The following is a 14,427-nucleotide window of genomic DNA, read 5'->3' as shown; positions in this document are numbered from 1 at the left end:
ATCCAGCCGCCAGCGTGCGGAGTATTCATCGTGAGTGATCGTTCCAATCCTTGGCAATTGCAGGCCATCGTCTGCCAACTGCGCGCGGCGCGAAACCAGTGGCGTACGCAAAACGGCCGCGTCAGTGGCGAACAGGGCGGTCGCGAGCTGCCGTCGCGTGCTGCAATGGCCGATATTCTTGAAGCTCTTTGCGGTGCTTTGTTTCCGATGCGTTTGGGCCCGGTGGACCTGCGTGAAGAGAGCGAAGATTTCTACGTGGGCCACACCCTGGACGTAGCCCTCAATGCGTTGCTGACCCAGGCCCGGCTGGAGTTGCGTTATGTCGCGCGTCAGGGCGGGTTGCCGGATGAGGGAGTGGATGCGACGGCGACCTTGCTGATTCAGGACTTTGCCCTGGCTTTGCCGGGTTTGCGCAGCATTCTCGATACTGACGTGCTGGCCGCTTACCACGGTGACCCGGCGGCGCGCAGCGTCGATGAAGTGCTGCTGTGCTACCCGGGAATTCTGGCGGTGATTCATCACCGGTTGGCGCACCACCTGTACCGTGCCGGGCTACCGTTGCTGGCGCGGATCAGCGCAGAAATCGCCCATTCGGCCACGGGGATCGACATTCACCCCGGCGCGCAGATTGGCCGCAGTTTCTTTATCGATCACGGCACGGGCGTGGTGATTGGTGAAACTGCGATTATTGGCGAGCGTGTGCGGATTTATCAGGCTGTGACGTTGGGTGCCAAGCGGTTCCCGGCGGATGAGTCGGGACAGCTGCAAAAAGGCCATCCACGTCATCCGATCGTTGAGGATGATGTGGTGATTTATGCGGGAGCGACGATTTTGGGGCGTATCACCATTGGTCAGGGTTCGACCATTGGTGGCAACGTATGGTTGACCCGCAGCGTACCGGCAGGCAGCAACCTGACCCAGGCCAACCTGCTGCATGATGACGGGACGCAGAAGTAATACTGTGTAAGCCTCTTGCCCTCACCCCAGCCCTCTCCCGGGGGAGAGGGAGCCGATGTGTGGTGACATCCCCCAATCAGTCCCCTCTCCCTCCGGGAGAGGGGCTCTTGATCTAGCGGGCGCTACGTACACCTTCAGCCAGCGCTGCACACAAACTCAGCACACCATCCACCGCCTGTTCAGGCGTCGCTGCATTCTCGATCTTGTCGATCAGGGCCGAGCCCACCACCACGCCATCGGCCAGGCGGGCAATTGCCGCAGCCTGTTCAGGGGTACGGATACCAAAGCCCACGCTGATCGGCAAATCAGTATGCCGACGCAGACGCGCGATAGCCGCGCCCACCTGTTCCGTGGTGGCCGAACCGGCACCGGTCACGCCCGCCACCGAAACGTAATACACAAAGCCCGAACTGCCAGCCAATACGGTCGGCAGGCGCACGTCGTCTGTGGTTGGCGTGGTCAGGCGGATAAAGTCCAGGCCAGCAGCCTGCGCCGGGTCGCACAGCTCGTTGTTGTGCTCGGGTGGCATGTCGACCACGATCAGGCCGTCTACGCCCGACTCTTTGGCTTCGGCGATAAAACGCGCCACGCCATAGTGGTGGATCGGGTTGAAATAGCCCATCAGCACCAGCGGAGTGTCGTTGTTACCGGTACGAAATTCACGAACCATCTGCAGGGTTTTTGCCAGGTTCTGCTTGGCACCCAACGCACGGATGTTGGCCAGTTGAATCGCCGGGCCGTCGGCCATCGGATCGGTGAAGGGCATGCCCAGTTCGATCACATCGGCGCCTGCTGCCGGCAAGCCTTTGAGGATGGCCAGCGAGGTGTCGTAATCCGGGTCACCGGCGGTGACAAAGGTCACCAGCGCCGCGCGGTTTTGTTCCTTGAGAGCGGTAAAGCGCGTTTGCAGGCGGCTCATCAGTGTTGCTCCTGTTGAGACTGTTCCATGTGGTGCATCACGGTTTGCATGTCTTTGTCGCCGCGACCCGAAAGGTTGACCACCATCAGGTGATCGGCCGGCAGCGTCGGTGCGCGCTTGAACACTTCGGCCAGCGCGTGGGCGCTTTCCAGGGCCGGGATGATGCCTTCAAGGCGGCAGCATTTGTGGAAGGCATCCAGCGCCTCAGCGTCGGTCACCGAGGTGTACTGGACACGACCGATATCGTGCAACCAGGCGTGTTCAGGGCCGATGCCCGGGTAGTCCAGGCCTGCGGAAATCGAATGGGCGTCGATGATCTGGCCATCGTCGTCCTGCAACAGGAAGGTGCGGTTGCCGTGCAACACGCCCGGCTCACCGCCATTGAGGCTGGCCGCGTGCTTGCCGGTTTCGATACCGTAGCCGGCGGCTTCTACGCCGATGATTTCAACGCTGGTGTCATCCAGGAACGGGTGGAACAGGCCCATGGCGTTGGAGCCACCGCCGATGCATGCCACCAGGCTGTCCGGCAGGCGGCCTTCCTGGGCTTGCATCTGGTCGCGGGTTTCCTTGCCGATCACGGCCTGGAAGTCGCGCACCATCGCCGGGTAAGGATGCGGGCCAGCCACGGTGCCGATCAGGTAAAAGGTGCTGTCAACGTTGGTCACCCAGTCACGCAAGGCTTCGTTCATTGCATCTTTGAGGGTGCCAGTGCCGGCCACCACCGGGATCACTTCGGCGCCCAGCAGCTTCATGCGGAACACGTTGGCCTGCTGGCGCTCGATGTCGGTGGTGCCCATGTAGATCACGCACTGCAGGCCAAAGCGCGCAGCCACGGTGGCAGTGGCCACGCCGTGCATGCCGGCGCCGGTCTCGGCGATGATGCGTTTTTTGCCCATGCGCCGTGCCAGCAGGATCTGGCCGATGCAGTTGTTGATCTTGTGGGCGCCGGTGTGGTTCAGCTCTTCGCGCTTGAGGTAGATCTTGGCGCCGCCACAGAACTCGGTCAGCCGCTCGGCGAAGTACAGCGGGCTTGGGCGGCCCACGTAGTCGCGTTGGAAGTAAGCCAGCTCCTTGATGAACTCAGGGTCTTTTTTCGCCAGCTCGTACTCGCGATCCAGGTCAAGGATCAGCGGCATCAGGGTTTCAGCCACATAACGGCCGCCAAATGAGCCAAACAGGCCATTGGCATCAGGGCCGGTACGCAAGGTGGATTGAGTCATGTGACGCTCCAGATAAAAAATGGCGAAGGTCTATGGGCCTGACTGTACCCGTGACAGCCCGGGATGAAAACCGATAAGATCGCCGTAACCTGTCAGGAAAACTCACAGATACCATGAGCCGCGATCTCCCCCCTCTTAATGCCCTGCGTGCCTTTGAAGCCACCGCCCGCCTGAGCAGCGTCAGCCAGGCGGCTGAGCAGCTACACGTCACCCACGGTGCCGTCAGTCGGCAATTGAAAGTGCTGGAAGAGCACCTGGGGGTGAGCCTGTTCGTCAAGGAAGGGCGCGGGCTAAAGCTGACCGAAGCCGGTATCCGCTTGCGGGATGCCAGTAGCGAAGCCTTTGAGCGCTTGAGAAATGTATGCGCTGAACTCACGCAAAGCCAGGTTGACGCTCCGTTCGTGCTCGGCTGTTCAGGCAGTTTGCTGGCGCGCTGGTTTATTCCGCGCCTGGGCCGATTGAATGCCGACTTGCCTGACTTGCGCCTGCACCTGTCGGCCGGTGAAGGCGATCTGGACCCGCGTCGCCCCGGGCTGGATGCATTGCTGGTGTTTGCCGAGCCACCCTGGCCAGCAGACATGCAGGTTTACGAATTAGCCAGCGAGCGCATTGGCCCGGTGGTCAGTCCCCGTTATGCGCGGTACGAACAACTGCGCCATGCCCCGGCCAGCGCCTTGCTCGACGAACCGTTGCTGCACACCACTTCGCGGCCGCAGGCATGGCCGAGCTGGGCGCAAAAAAACGCAATTGAGACGAAGGATTTAAAATACGGGCAGGGGTTTGAGCACTTGTATTACTTGCTGGAAGCCGCCGTTGCGGGGCTGGGTGTGGCGATTGCTCCCGAGCCGCTGGTGGCCCAGGACCTGCAAGCAGGACGGCTGGCTGCGCCCTGGGGCTTCAATGAAACCCCGGGGCAACTGACGTTATGGTTGCCCAAGCGCGCCGCAGACGGACGCGCCAGGCAACTTGCGCAATGGCTCAAGGCAGAGCTTGCGCGCAGCGCAGATTAATTGCCGCGCTTGCACAACAGGAAGGCTGCCAGCAGACCCAGTGCGCCGATGGCAACGCCAGCGGTGGCATACGGATGCTCTTGGGCGTATTCACGGGTAGCGATCGCGGTTTCGCGGGTTTTGTCCTTCACTTCTTCCAGCGCATCGCTGAGCAGATGACGTGAATGCTTGAGCGCGTTCTCGGCGTTGTTCTTGAGAATGCCAAGGGTCTTTTTGGACTCGTCCGAAGCGTCGTGCTTGAGGCTTTCAAGAGACTTGAGCAGGCTCTCGATCTCTGCTTCCATGCTTTGCAATGAGGCTTTACGTAAAGAGTTGCTAGCCATTAGGGCTCTCCTGCATTGATGAGTGAGGTGCTTGTTAAGTCGGACTACAGGGGCGTGAGAAAGTGCAGTTAACCTGAACTTTTCCTTTTAGATTGCCTACAAAGTATTTAGCACATTCGCTGCTAGGCTTTGATTTACGACAAAGGAGAACGTTATGTCTGACCATCACACCTACAAGAAAGTCGAATTGGTAGGCTCGTCCCCGACCAGCATAGAAGACGCCATCGGTAATGCACTGGCCGAAGCCAACAAAAGCATCAAGCACCTTGAATGGTTCGAGGTGATCGACACCCGCGGCCATATCAAGGACGGCAAGGTGGCGCACTATCAGGTAACGCTCAAAATCGGCTTCAGGATTGCCAGCAGTTGATTTGAGGCAAGGTTTTGCCCCGTGGACTGGCCGTTTGCCATAAAGTCCGCTACACAGTCTGGGTGCAATGCGGCATGTTCGCATTGCACCCTTTTTGTTTTGACCGGGGAATGTGACCGATGAAAAAGCTTTTATTGGCTGTAGGTTTGCTGAGTCTGGCAGGAACGGCGTTCGCGGCGGGCAAGCCGTGCGAAGAACTGAAAAGCGAAATCGCGGCGAAGATTGAAGCTAACGGCGCCAGACATTATTCGCTGACGGTTGTGGAAAAAGGTGCTGCCGCTGACGGCAAGGTAGTGGGCTCTTGCGAAGCCGGCACCAAAGAAATTGTCTACAAGCGCGGGTAAGTCCAGCGCAGTAGTAGATCTTGTGGGAGCGGGCTTGCTCGCGATGCGCACGCTGCGGTGTTTCAGATCAATCGCGTCGATACCATCGCGAGCAAGCCCGCTCCCACACTTCCCTTTGCGTCAGGCTCCTTTCATCACCTGCGACAGCAATTCATACGAGTGAATGCGGTCTGCGTGTTCGTACAGATCACAGGTAAAAATCAACTCATCGGCCTGGGTCTGCTCGACCAGCACGTCCAGCTTGGCCTTGATCTTCTGCGGGCTGCCGACCATCGCCAGGCCCAGGAAACTCATCACCGCCTCTTTTTCGTGGGGCAGCCACAAACCGTCCATCGTCGCCACCGGCGCGCGCTGCACCAGACTCTGCCCGCGCATCAGCGCCAGGATTCGCTGGTACACCGAGGTGGCCAGGTACTCGGCCTGCTCGTCGGTGTCAGCAGCCACCAGCGGCACACCCAGCATCACGTAGGGCTTGTCCAGCACGGCAGAAGGCTTGAAGTGGTTGCGATAAACGCGAATCGCTTCATGCATCAACCGTGGTGCGAAATGTGATGCAAAGGCGTAAGGCAAACCCAGTTCACCGGCCAATTGTGCACTGAACAGACTGGAGCCCAGCAGCCAGACCGGCACATTGGTGCCAGTGCCCGGCATGGCGATGATCCGTTGGTCGGGAGTACGTGGGCCCAGATAGCGCATCAGCTCGGCCACATCCTGCGGGAAATCATCGGCACTGCCCGAACGCTCACGACGCAGGGCGCGGGCGGTCATCTGATCCGAGCCGGGCGCGCGGCCAAGGCCCAGGTCAATGCGTCCCGGGTACAGGCTTTCGAGGGTGCCGAACTGCTCGGCGATAACCAGCGGCGCATGGTTGGGCAGCATCACGCCGCCCGAGCCGACACGGATGGTTGACGTACCGCCGGCGAGATAACCGATCAACACCGAGGTCGCCGAACTGGCAATCCCATCCATGTTGTGGTGTTCCGCTACCCAGAAACGGTTGTAGCCGAATTCTTCCACATGCTGTGCCAGATCCAGCGAATTACGCAACGACTGGGCTGCACTGCCGTTTTCGCGGACAGGGACCAGGTCGAGGGTCGAGAATTTGATGTCAGACAGTCGTTTCATCAGCCGGCTACTCCAGGTGGGATGCAGGTCAGGGTGCTCGCATAACCTGCCAGTACTTACAGCAATATGGGCATATACCCGAGTTTCAATGGTCGACTGGGAATTGAGCTACTAAAAATGAAGATTGGTCCGACAGGGTGAACTTTGTGGGGCGAACTACCCTCACTAGTTCATTCAAGGCGTGAAACCTTCGCGCCGTTCTTCAGGAGGCACGCATGAGTATTAAAAAGAAAGCATCGGCTCATTGGGCAGGCGACCTTAAAACCGGCATTGGCTCCATCTCCACAGAAACCGGCGTGCTGCGCGAAGCGCCTTATGGCTTCAAGGCGAGGTTCGAAGGCGGTAAGGGCACCAACCCCGAAGAGTTGATCGGCGCAGCCCATGCAGGCTGTTTCTCGATGGCCTTGTCGATGATTCTCGGTGATGCCGGCCTCAAGGCCGACAGTATCGATACCACTGCTGAAGTAACCCTGGATCAAGTGGACGGCGGTTTTGCAATTACGGCCGTGCATCTGGTGCTCAAGGCCAAGGTGCCCGGCGCCACCCAGGCGCAATTCGACGAACTGACCACCAAAGCCAAAGAGGGCTGCCCGGTGTCCAAGGTACTGAACGCCAAAATCACCCTCGACGCGACGCTGGTGAGCTGACACCACCTGTGTGCCCCGCTAACCGCTAGCGGGGCACAATCGCTACCCGGCTGCGACAGATCAGTCCTGCGCTGTGCGATATGTGATCGAATGGTCGTTACTCGCGTCAGATCATGACTTTGCGTTCTGCCTCAAGGGAGTCTCACCATGAAACGTTTTGCTCTAGCTGTAGTTTGCTGCGCCTTGGCCACCTCGGCTCTGGCGGCGCCCAAGCCGTGCGAAGAACTGAAAGCCGAAATCGAAGCCAAGATCCAGGCGAACAATGTGTCGTCCTACACCCTCGAAATCGTGAGCAATGAAGAAGTTCATGACGAGAACATGGTGGTTGGTTCGTGTGAAAGCGGCACCAAGAAAATCATCTACCAGAACAACGACCGTCAGCCTTCAAGGTAAGCAGTTGACCAGCCGCTCCTCGGCGACCACCTTGCCCGTTGCGTCGTACAGCCGGGCGTAGGCGTTGAAGCCCAGTGAGCGGGCCTGTAGCCGGTAACGCTGGCCGGGCTGGAAGTTGTCGTAATCGACGGTGACGTAACACAGGCGTTCCTGTGGGTCACTGAACATACCCATGCCGCCGACAAACACCTCGAAATCGAAGCGCACCATCAACTCGTGGCTACCTGGCGTTACTTGAAAATAGCGGCCATCGGCCTGTCGCTTGTTATCCAGACGCTCGGCCATTACCAGCTTGCCGGTTTGGGTTTCAAGGTCGACCCAGGCCATTGTGGGATCAGCCGGGGGGATTGGCGTGCTGGTACAGGCGCTGAGCAGACAAGCAGCCAGCAACCACAAAAGCGTACGCATGATGATGTCCAAAAAAAGTGTTACGCAAGCATAGCGTGCATTATGGTCACATCACTCGCCTACTGGATCGCTTTATGACCTCGCGTGTTCGCGGCTTGTTGGTTCTTGCCTTGCCGCTTCTGCTCAGCGGTTGCTCCAGTGCGGGCTACTACTCGCAATTGGCCTCCGGCCAATGGAATTTATTGCAGGCCCGTGAACCCGTGAGCAAGGTGATTGTTGATCCCCGGCGCCCGACAGTGTTGCGTGAGCAATTGGCAAAAGCCCAGGCTGCGCGCTCCTTCGCCAGCGAGCATTTACACCTGCCGGACAACCAGAGCTATCGTCTGTATGCCGACCTGAAACGGCAGTACGTGGTGTGGAATGTCTTTGCCACCCCGGCGTACTCCCTCGACCCCGTCACCCATTGCTTTCCCATAGCCGGGTGCGTGGCCTACCGGGGTTATTACAGCCAGGGAGCGGCGCGAGGCGAGGCGGCCCTGCAACGCCAGCAGGGCATGGACGTGTTTGTCAGCGGCGTTGAAGCCTATTCCACCCTGGGATGGTTTGATGACCCGATCCTCAATGGCATGCTCAATTGGGGTGATGAGCGCTTGGCCACACTGATCTTTCACGAGCTGGCCCATCAGCAGTTTTATGTGAAGGACGACACTGAATTCAATGAGTCTTTTGCCAGTTTCGTGGAACAGGAAGGCACCCGCCAATGGCGCGTCGAACAAGGCTTGCCACCCTCCGACGGCAGCCATGTGCAGCAACGTGAACAATTTATCACCCTGGTGCTCGACACTCGCCAGCGCTTGAAGACCCTTTATGCACAGCCGTTGCCGGCAGCCGAAATGCAGCAGCGTAAAACCGCTGCATTCGAACGAATGCGCCGTGATTATCGTCAGTTACGGGATGAGCAATGGGCGGGAAATCCGCGCTATGACGCGTGGGTCAATGGCCCTCTCAATAACGCCAAATTGTTGCCCTTCGGTCTTTACGATCAATGGGTACCTGCCTTCGCAGCCCTGTTCAAGCATGTGGGCGGCGACTGGCCGAGTTTTTATGCCGAAGTTGAACAGTTGGGTAAATTGCCCCCCGAACAGCGTAAGGCTGCCTTGTATAAATGGGCTGAACGCTGAGCTTTTTGAGGCTGCACTACATAGATAGCCCCCCTGAAATCCCTGTCTCAATAGGCTGAGAACCCACCGATACTCAGCCCGAAATGAAGCAGAACTTTCAAGGAATGCTGCCATGGAGCCAACCAACCCGCTGTTGAGCGCGACCCTTCTGCCCCTTTACAGCAAGGTACGTCTAGAACATCTCAAGCCGGCAATCGAACACATTGTTGCCGACAACCTGCAGTCAATCAGCCGAATCGTCAGTGCCCAGTCCCAACCCACATGGTCGGGCCTGGTGTTGCCGATGGAAGCCCTGACGGCGCGGCTGGATGAAGCCATTGCCGTCATCACGACACTGGGGCAGGTACCAAGAGAAGTGTCATGGGAAACAGACATCGGCCAATGCTTTCTGGCTGCCTACAATTACAAGGCGCAAGTCTTGCAAAACCGCGAGCTTTATCTGGCCTGCAAGGCTTTGGCAGAAAGCCCTGAAGCCATGCAATTTGATCGCTCGCAGCAGGCTCTATTGGGCAAGATACTGCGCGACTACCGGTTGGCTGGGAGTGAGCTGTCAGCCTCTGGCAGAGGCGAACTCATCGAGCTCAACCACGAGATATCCCGACAGGAATGGGTTTTTTACGAAAACGCACGACAATCCAGAAAATCCTGGAGCAAGCTGGTTACCGATGAGTCCTTGCTTGCGGGGCTTGCGAGTGAACTCAAGGGGCAGTTGGCAGACATTGCCACGGACGCCGACCTGCAAGGCTGGCTGATAACTCTTCAGGAGCGCGCTACCTACACCGCGATCATGCGCTCATGCGAAAACAGGGCGCTGCGCGAGGAGTTGTTCACGGCCTACAACACGCGGGCTTCCGAGCAGGGCCCCGCAGGCGGGCAATATGGCAATGGCCCGGTGCTCCATGATCTGCTCAGGCTGCGTCAGCAGAAGGCGCGCCTGCTGGGGTATGACAGCCATGCCGAGCTGAGCCTGCAGGGCAAGACGGCAACCTCGGTTGATGAGGTGCTGAGTTTTCTGCGCACTCGAATTGAACGCAAGTCGGCATTTTTTTCAACTCAAACCGCAGAGCTGCATGCCCTGGCGTCGGCCATGCAATACGACGGACTCAAACCATGGGATCTGTTGTTTCTGGCGCAAAAACGCGCTCTGCAACTAAGCCCGCTGGCGGGCGATCAATTGAAATCATATTTTGCGTTCACACGTGTATTTGAAGGCATCGTGTTACTCGTCAAGCGCCTCTTCGCGGTCGATCTGGTCGAACAGGTATCGTTTGATACATGGCACCCGGACGTTCGTTTGTTTGAAGTGGCCGAGTCAGGTGTTCGGATGGGGCATCTTTATCTCGACCCTTACCTTCGTGAATCCAAGCCGAATATGTGCTGGATGCAGTCGGCACGTAACCGCAGACTCAATCAGCAAGGGGACCTGACCACCCCGGTGGCCATTCTCTATGGCAACTTCTCACCCGAATCCCCTGGCTCCCCATCACTGCTGACGCCGCAGCAGTTAACCCTGCTTTTCCATGAGTTGGGTTGTTGCATGAAGCAACTGCTGACCCGCAGTCCCTACGGTGCATTTTCCCGCGTGGATGTACTGAATGCTGAGGCGTCCGGGTTTTCAGGCAAATGCGCTGAAAAGTGGTGCTGGTCACGGGACGGTCTGCGCTGGTTGGCCAGGCATGCCCAGCATGACAGTGAGCTGACCTATGAGCAGATAGACCAAGTACTTGAAGCGCGCAGTGCCGAGCGTTGGCTTGAAACGGCCCGCGAGCTTGGGCTTGCGCTGTTTGATTTTGAACTGCACCGCATCTGGGGCGATGGCCGCAGCGTGGAAGAGATCTGGCGCAGTGCACACAATGAACTCCAGCCGTTACCGTTGGCGCAGAACGACCGATCTGCCAACACTTTCGATGCGATCGTCTCGGGCCATGATGGCGCTTATTTCGTCAATGAATGGGCCGAAGCGATGGCTGAGCAGGTTTTTGCAAGGTTTGAACAGCAAGGTGTGTTTAACCCGCAAACGGGCTTGGCCTATCGCGAAGCCTTCCATGCACCGGGCATCGAACGCCCGCTGCATGAGTCTTTCGAGGAGTTTATGGGCCAGCCGCCCGCGAGCGTGTAGGTATCTTCAGGACTTGAGCCAGTTCTTCACCACGCATGAAGCAAAAGGGCTGGTACTGCATGCGCCGCTGCTCAGGGCTGCGCGCAACTGTGGGATATCCGCCTTCATCATGTAGCTCTCGCCATCTTTGTGGTGCGAGTTTTCGCCAAAGCCGCCCTGGGTCATTTCTTTCAGGGCGTCTTCCTTGCTCCAGTCCTGCACGACCACGCGGTACATCGCCGCCATCAGCCCGGTACGGTCCGAACCGTGCTTGCAGTGCATCAATACAGGGCCCTGTGCTTGTGCCGTCTGGATGGCACGCAGCGCGGCCAGCACATCGGTGTCATCTACATGGTTGGTGCGATAAGGCAGTTGGACTTGAGCGACGCCTGGAGTCTTGAGCCAGGAACTGTCGGCATCAGGCAAGAAGTTGATGACGGTGGTTATCTGTAATTTTTCCAGCAGCGGCTGCGCGGCACTGTCAGGCAGTGCGCTGCGGTACAGGGTCGGGGACATTTGATAGAGGTTGTATTGCGTGGCAATGGGCTGTGCCCACTGTACAGGCGGGGCCTGGGCTGTTTCGTCGGCCAGGGCCTGAGGCACAGAAAACGCTGCCAGCAAGGTCAGGCACAGAGCAGGAAAAAACCGGGCTTTGGGCATATCAGTTCGACCATTAACAAAGAATTTGGAAGTTGAAACGCTAGATTGAGGGATGACTGATCAAAACTGTGTCAGGCATTTGTCAAAAAAGCGTGAGGGCGCAGCCAGTGATGGCCTGATGCTATTGGTGCGGCAAATTTACGCATGAAACGATTCATCTGGTCGCCTGGCCTGTTAGTATTTGTAACCAAACTTTGCCTGCGTTTTTTTTCTCAGGTCGATTTCGACCCGTATCGCTGCCAAAACGAAAAGCTGCCCATGAGCGGCTGTAATCCGTGAATGCCTGATGAGGTGCCCCGCATGTCTGAGCAAGACAACCCCCGGCGTGAGTTTTTGCGCAAAACCCTGACCCTGATTCCAGTGGTCACTGTTGCGAGCACGGGCCTGGGTGGTTCCGTTCTGATGGCTACGCCAGACGCTCAAGCCGCACCGGTCGCTGCGCCGCCCGTTGCCGCATCAGGCCCGGCCTATGAACCAACGTACTTCACGGCTGAAGAGTGGGCGTTCGTTAACGCCGCCGTCGCGCGTCTGATCCCGGCTGACGAGCAAGGCCCGGGGGCGCTCGAAGCTGGCGTTCCGGAATATATCGACCGTCAGATGAACACGCCTTACGCCAGCGGCGCGCTGTGGTTTATGCAGGGGCCGTTCAATGCCGACGCTGCGCCGGAAATGGGCTGGCAGAGCAAACTGGTGCCAAAACAGATCTATCGCCTGGGCATTGCTGCCACGGAGGAGCTCTGCAAAAAAGCCTATAACTCAACATTTGCTGGGCTAGACAGCGCTACCCGAGACGAAGTGCTCAAACAGCTGGAAGCCGGCACGCCTAAATTCGATAGCGTCCCGGCCAAGATGTTTTTCAGCTTTTTGCTGCAAAACACCAAGGAAGGCTTCTTTTGCGACCCTATTCACGGTGGCAACAAAGGCATGATCGGCTGGACCATGATCGGCTTCCCCGGCGCGCGCGCTGATTTCATGGACTGGGTAGAACGCAACGAGCAATACCCCTTCCCGGCAGTTTCCATTCGCGGCGAGAGGGCTTGAGCATGTCGACCGTTATGAAAAAAGTTGATGCAGTAATCGTTGGTTTCGGTTGGACCGGCGCGATCATGGCCAAAGAGCTGACCGAAGCCGGCCTGAATGTTGTGGCCCTGGAGCGCGGTCCGATGCAGGACACCTATCCAGACGGCAACTATCCACAGGTCATCGACGAACTTACCTACAGCGTGCGCAAAAAGCTGTTCCAGGACGTCTCCAAAGAAACCGTCACCATTCGCCATAGCGTCAATGACGTGGCCCTGCCCAACCGCCAGTTGGGTGCTTTCCTGCCGGGTAACGGTGTGGGCGGTGCAGGCTTGCACTGGTCGGGGGTGCACTTTCGGGTCGATCCGATCGAACTGCGCATGCGCAGCCATTACGAAGAGCGTTACGGCAAGAACTTTATCCCCAAGGACATGACCATCCAGGACTTCGGCGTCAGCTACGAAGAGCTGGAGCCGTTCTTCGACTATGCCGAAAAGGTTTTTGGTACGTCGGGTCAGGCCTGGACCGTCAATGGCCAACGGGTCGGTGAAGGCAAGGGCGGCAACCCTTATGCGCCGGACCGTTCGGACCACTTTCCGTTGGTGTCGCAGAAGAACACCTACTCCGCACAGCTGTTTCAGAAAGCGGCCAATGAGGTTGGCTACAAGCCTTATAACCTGCCGTCGGCAAACACCTCCGGGCCATACACTAACCCCTATGGCGCGCAGATGGGGCCGTGCAACTTCTGCGGTTTTTGCAGCGGTTATGTCTGCTACATGTATTCCAAGGCATCGCCCAACGTAAACATTCTTCCTGCCCTGAAGCCGTTGCCGAACTTCGAGCTGCGCCCGAATGCCCATGTGATCCGGGTCAACCTGGACAGCAGCAAAACCAAGGCTACCGGCGTGACCTATATCGATGCCCTGGGCCGAGAAATCGAGCAGCAGGCCGATCTGGTGATCCTGGGCGCGTTCCAGTTCCACAATGTGCGTCTGATGTTGTTGTCGGGCATTGGCAAGCCGTATGACCCGAAAACCGGCGAAGGTGTTGTCGGTAAAAACTTTGCTTACCAGAACATGGGCACCATCAAGGCCTACTTCGACAAAGACGTGCACACCAATAACTTTATCGGTGCAGGCGGCAATGGCGTGGCAATTGATGATTTCAACGCCGACAACTTCGACCACGGGCCGCACGGTTTTGTCGGCGGCTCGCCGATGTGGGTCAACCAGGCCGGTAGCCGGCCGATTGCAGGCACGTCCAACCCGCCGGGTACGCCGGCCTGGGGCAGCGCGTGGAAGCGTGCAACCGCCGATTACTACACTCACCAAGTGTCGATGGACGCCCACGGTGCGCATCAGTCCTACCGTGGCAACTACCTCGATCTGGACCCGGTGTATCGCGATGCCTACGGCCAGCCGTTGCTACGCATGACGTTCGACTGGCAAGAAAACGACATCAAGATGAACCGTTTCATGATGGAAAAAATGGGCAAGATCGCCGAAGCGATGAACCCCAAGGCCATTGCGCGTATCGGCAAACAAGTGGGTGACCACTTCAATACGTCGTCGTACCAGACCACCCACCTTAACGGTGGAGCGATCATGGGGACCAACCCGAAAACCAGTGCACTGAACCGTTACCTGCAAAGCTGGGACGTGCACAACGTGTTTGTGCCGGGTGCATCGGCTTTCCCACAAGGTTTGGGCTACAACCCTACGGGACTGGTGGCTGCATTGACCTATTGGTCGGCGCGGGCAATCCGTGAGCAGTATCTGAAGAACCCCGGCCCACTGGTTCAGGCATAAGGAG

16 protein-coding genes are annotated in these 14,427 nt (G+C 58.1%); 10 read left to right on the top strand and 6 right to left on the bottom strand.

The features are described 5' to 3' along the window. Positions 1–30 precede the first annotated feature (30 nt). Positions 31–957, top strand: coding sequence for a serine O-acetyltransferase EpsC (gene epsC / locus HBN79_RS06820; RefSeq protein ID WP_094999627.1), 927 nt, complete (start codon positions 31–33; stop codon positions 955–957). A 112-nt stretch (positions 958–1,069) separates the two neighbouring features. Here epsC and trpA read toward each other — a convergent pair whose 3' ends face one another. Continuing rightward, entirely contained in the window at positions 1,070–1,876 is an 807-nt protein-coding gene (gene trpA, locus HBN79_RS06815; protein WP_095026763.1) for a tryptophan synthase subunit alpha, read from the bottom strand. Further along, complete coding sequence (trpB, locus tag HBN79_RS06810; protein WP_095020612.1) at positions 1,876–3,096, bottom strand: tryptophan synthase subunit beta; 1,221 nt, start codon at positions 3,094–3,096, stop codon at positions 1,876–1,878. Before trpB ends, trpA begins: the two co-directional genes overlap by 1 nt. Positions 3,097–3,209: 113 nt before the next feature. On the opposite strand from trpB, the gene HBN79_RS06805 reads away from it, so the two are divergent. Next, a complete protein-coding gene (locus HBN79_RS06805) occupies positions 3,210–4,106 on the top strand; it encodes a LysR family transcriptional regulator (protein WP_095038472.1) in 897 nt (298 codons plus the stop codon). On the opposite strand, the gene HBN79_RS06800 is transcribed toward HBN79_RS06805, so the two are convergent. Then, the gene (locus tag HBN79_RS06800; protein ID WP_016782799.1) at positions 4,103–4,429 is read right to left on the bottom strand and encodes a DUF883 family protein; all 327 of its coding nucleotides are present in this window, start codon (positions 4,427–4,429) and stop codon (positions 4,103–4,105) included. The two genes, HBN79_RS06805 and HBN79_RS06800, sit on opposite strands and share 4 nt — an antisense overlap. Positions 4,430–4,583: 154 nt before the next feature. Between HBN79_RS06800 and HBN79_RS06795 the strand changes: the two genes are divergently transcribed. After that, positions 4,584–4,799: a dodecin gene (locus tag HBN79_RS06795; protein WP_094999631.1), complete on the top strand. Its 216-nt coding sequence runs from the start codon at positions 4,584–4,586 to the stop codon at positions 4,797–4,799. A gap of 119 nt (positions 4,800–4,918) precedes the next feature. After that, entirely contained in the window at positions 4,919–5,143 is a 225-nt protein-coding gene (locus tag HBN79_RS06790; RefSeq protein WP_094999632.1) for a DUF1161 domain-containing protein, read from the top strand. Positions 5,144–5,263: 120 nt separating this feature from the next. Here HBN79_RS06790 and HBN79_RS06785 read toward each other — a convergent pair whose 3' ends face one another. Continuing rightward, a complete protein-coding gene (locus HBN79_RS06785; protein WP_169916468.1) occupies positions 5,264–6,268 on the bottom strand; it encodes an LLM class flavin-dependent oxidoreductase in 1,005 nt (334 codons plus the stop codon). A 215-nt stretch (positions 6,269–6,483) separates the two neighbouring features. Here HBN79_RS06785 and HBN79_RS06780 point away from each other — a divergent pair, with 215 nt between their 5' ends. Then, a complete protein-coding gene (locus HBN79_RS06780; RefSeq protein ID WP_094999634.1) occupies positions 6,484–6,915 on the top strand; it encodes an OsmC family protein in 432 nt (143 codons plus the stop codon). A 147-nt stretch (positions 6,916–7,062) separates the two neighbouring features. Further along, positions 7,063–7,308 (top strand): DUF1161 domain-containing protein, encoded by a 246-nt coding sequence (locus HBN79_RS06775; protein WP_094999635.1) that lies wholly within the window; start codon positions 7,063–7,065, stop codon positions 7,306–7,308. Here the strand turns inward: HBN79_RS06775 and HBN79_RS06770 are convergent. Further along, positions 7,300–7,716, bottom strand: coding sequence for a hypothetical protein (locus tag HBN79_RS06770; RefSeq protein WP_133144125.1), 417 nt, complete (start codon positions 7,714–7,716; stop codon positions 7,300–7,302). The two genes, HBN79_RS06775 and HBN79_RS06770, sit on opposite strands and share 9 nt — an antisense overlap. A gap of 74 nt (positions 7,717–7,790) precedes the next feature. Between HBN79_RS06770 and HBN79_RS06765 the strand changes: the two genes are divergently transcribed. Both HBN79_RS06765 and HBN79_RS06760 read left to right on the top strand, forming a co-directional pair. Then, positions 7,791–8,837 carry an aminopeptidase gene (locus HBN79_RS06765; RefSeq protein WP_095038474.1) on the top strand — a complete coding sequence of 349 codons (1,047 nt, stop codon included), beginning with the start codon at positions 7,791–7,793 and terminating at the stop codon, positions 8,835–8,837. Between the two features lie 112 nt (positions 8,838–8,949). Beyond that, complete coding sequence (locus tag HBN79_RS06760) at positions 8,950–10,956, top strand: M3 family metallopeptidase (RefSeq protein WP_222931187.1); 2,007 nt, start codon at positions 8,950–8,952, stop codon at positions 10,954–10,956. 6 nt (positions 10,957–10,962) lie between these two features. Here the strand turns inward: HBN79_RS06760 and HBN79_RS06755 are convergent, their stop codons facing one another. Further along, positions 10,963–11,595, bottom strand: a complete 633-nt coding sequence (locus tag HBN79_RS06755) for a dual specificity protein phosphatase family protein (protein WP_169916466.1) — start codon at positions 11,593–11,595, stop codon at positions 10,963–10,965. 300 nt (positions 11,596–11,895) lie between these two features. Here HBN79_RS06755 and HBN79_RS06750 point away from each other — a divergent pair, with 300 nt between their 5' ends. Further along, positions 11,896–12,636 (top strand): gluconate 2-dehydrogenase subunit 3 family protein, encoded by a 741-nt coding sequence (locus HBN79_RS06750; protein ID WP_094999975.1) that lies wholly within the window; start codon positions 11,896–11,898, stop codon positions 12,634–12,636. Between the two features lie 2 nt (positions 12,637–12,638). Beyond that, a complete protein-coding gene (locus HBN79_RS06745) occupies positions 12,639–14,423 on the top strand; it encodes a GMC family oxidoreductase (protein ID WP_094999640.1) in 1,785 nt (594 codons plus the stop codon). The last annotated feature ends 4 nt before the right edge of the window (positions 14,424–14,427 follow it).

It is taken from the genome of Pseudomonas sp. WS 5051 (genome assembly GCF_012985715.1).
Taxonomy (GTDB): Bacteria; Pseudomonadota; Gammaproteobacteria; order Pseudomonadales; family Pseudomonadaceae; genus Aquipseudomonas; species Aquipseudomonas bubulae.
This window is presented reverse-complemented; position numbering and strand designations above follow the sequence as displayed.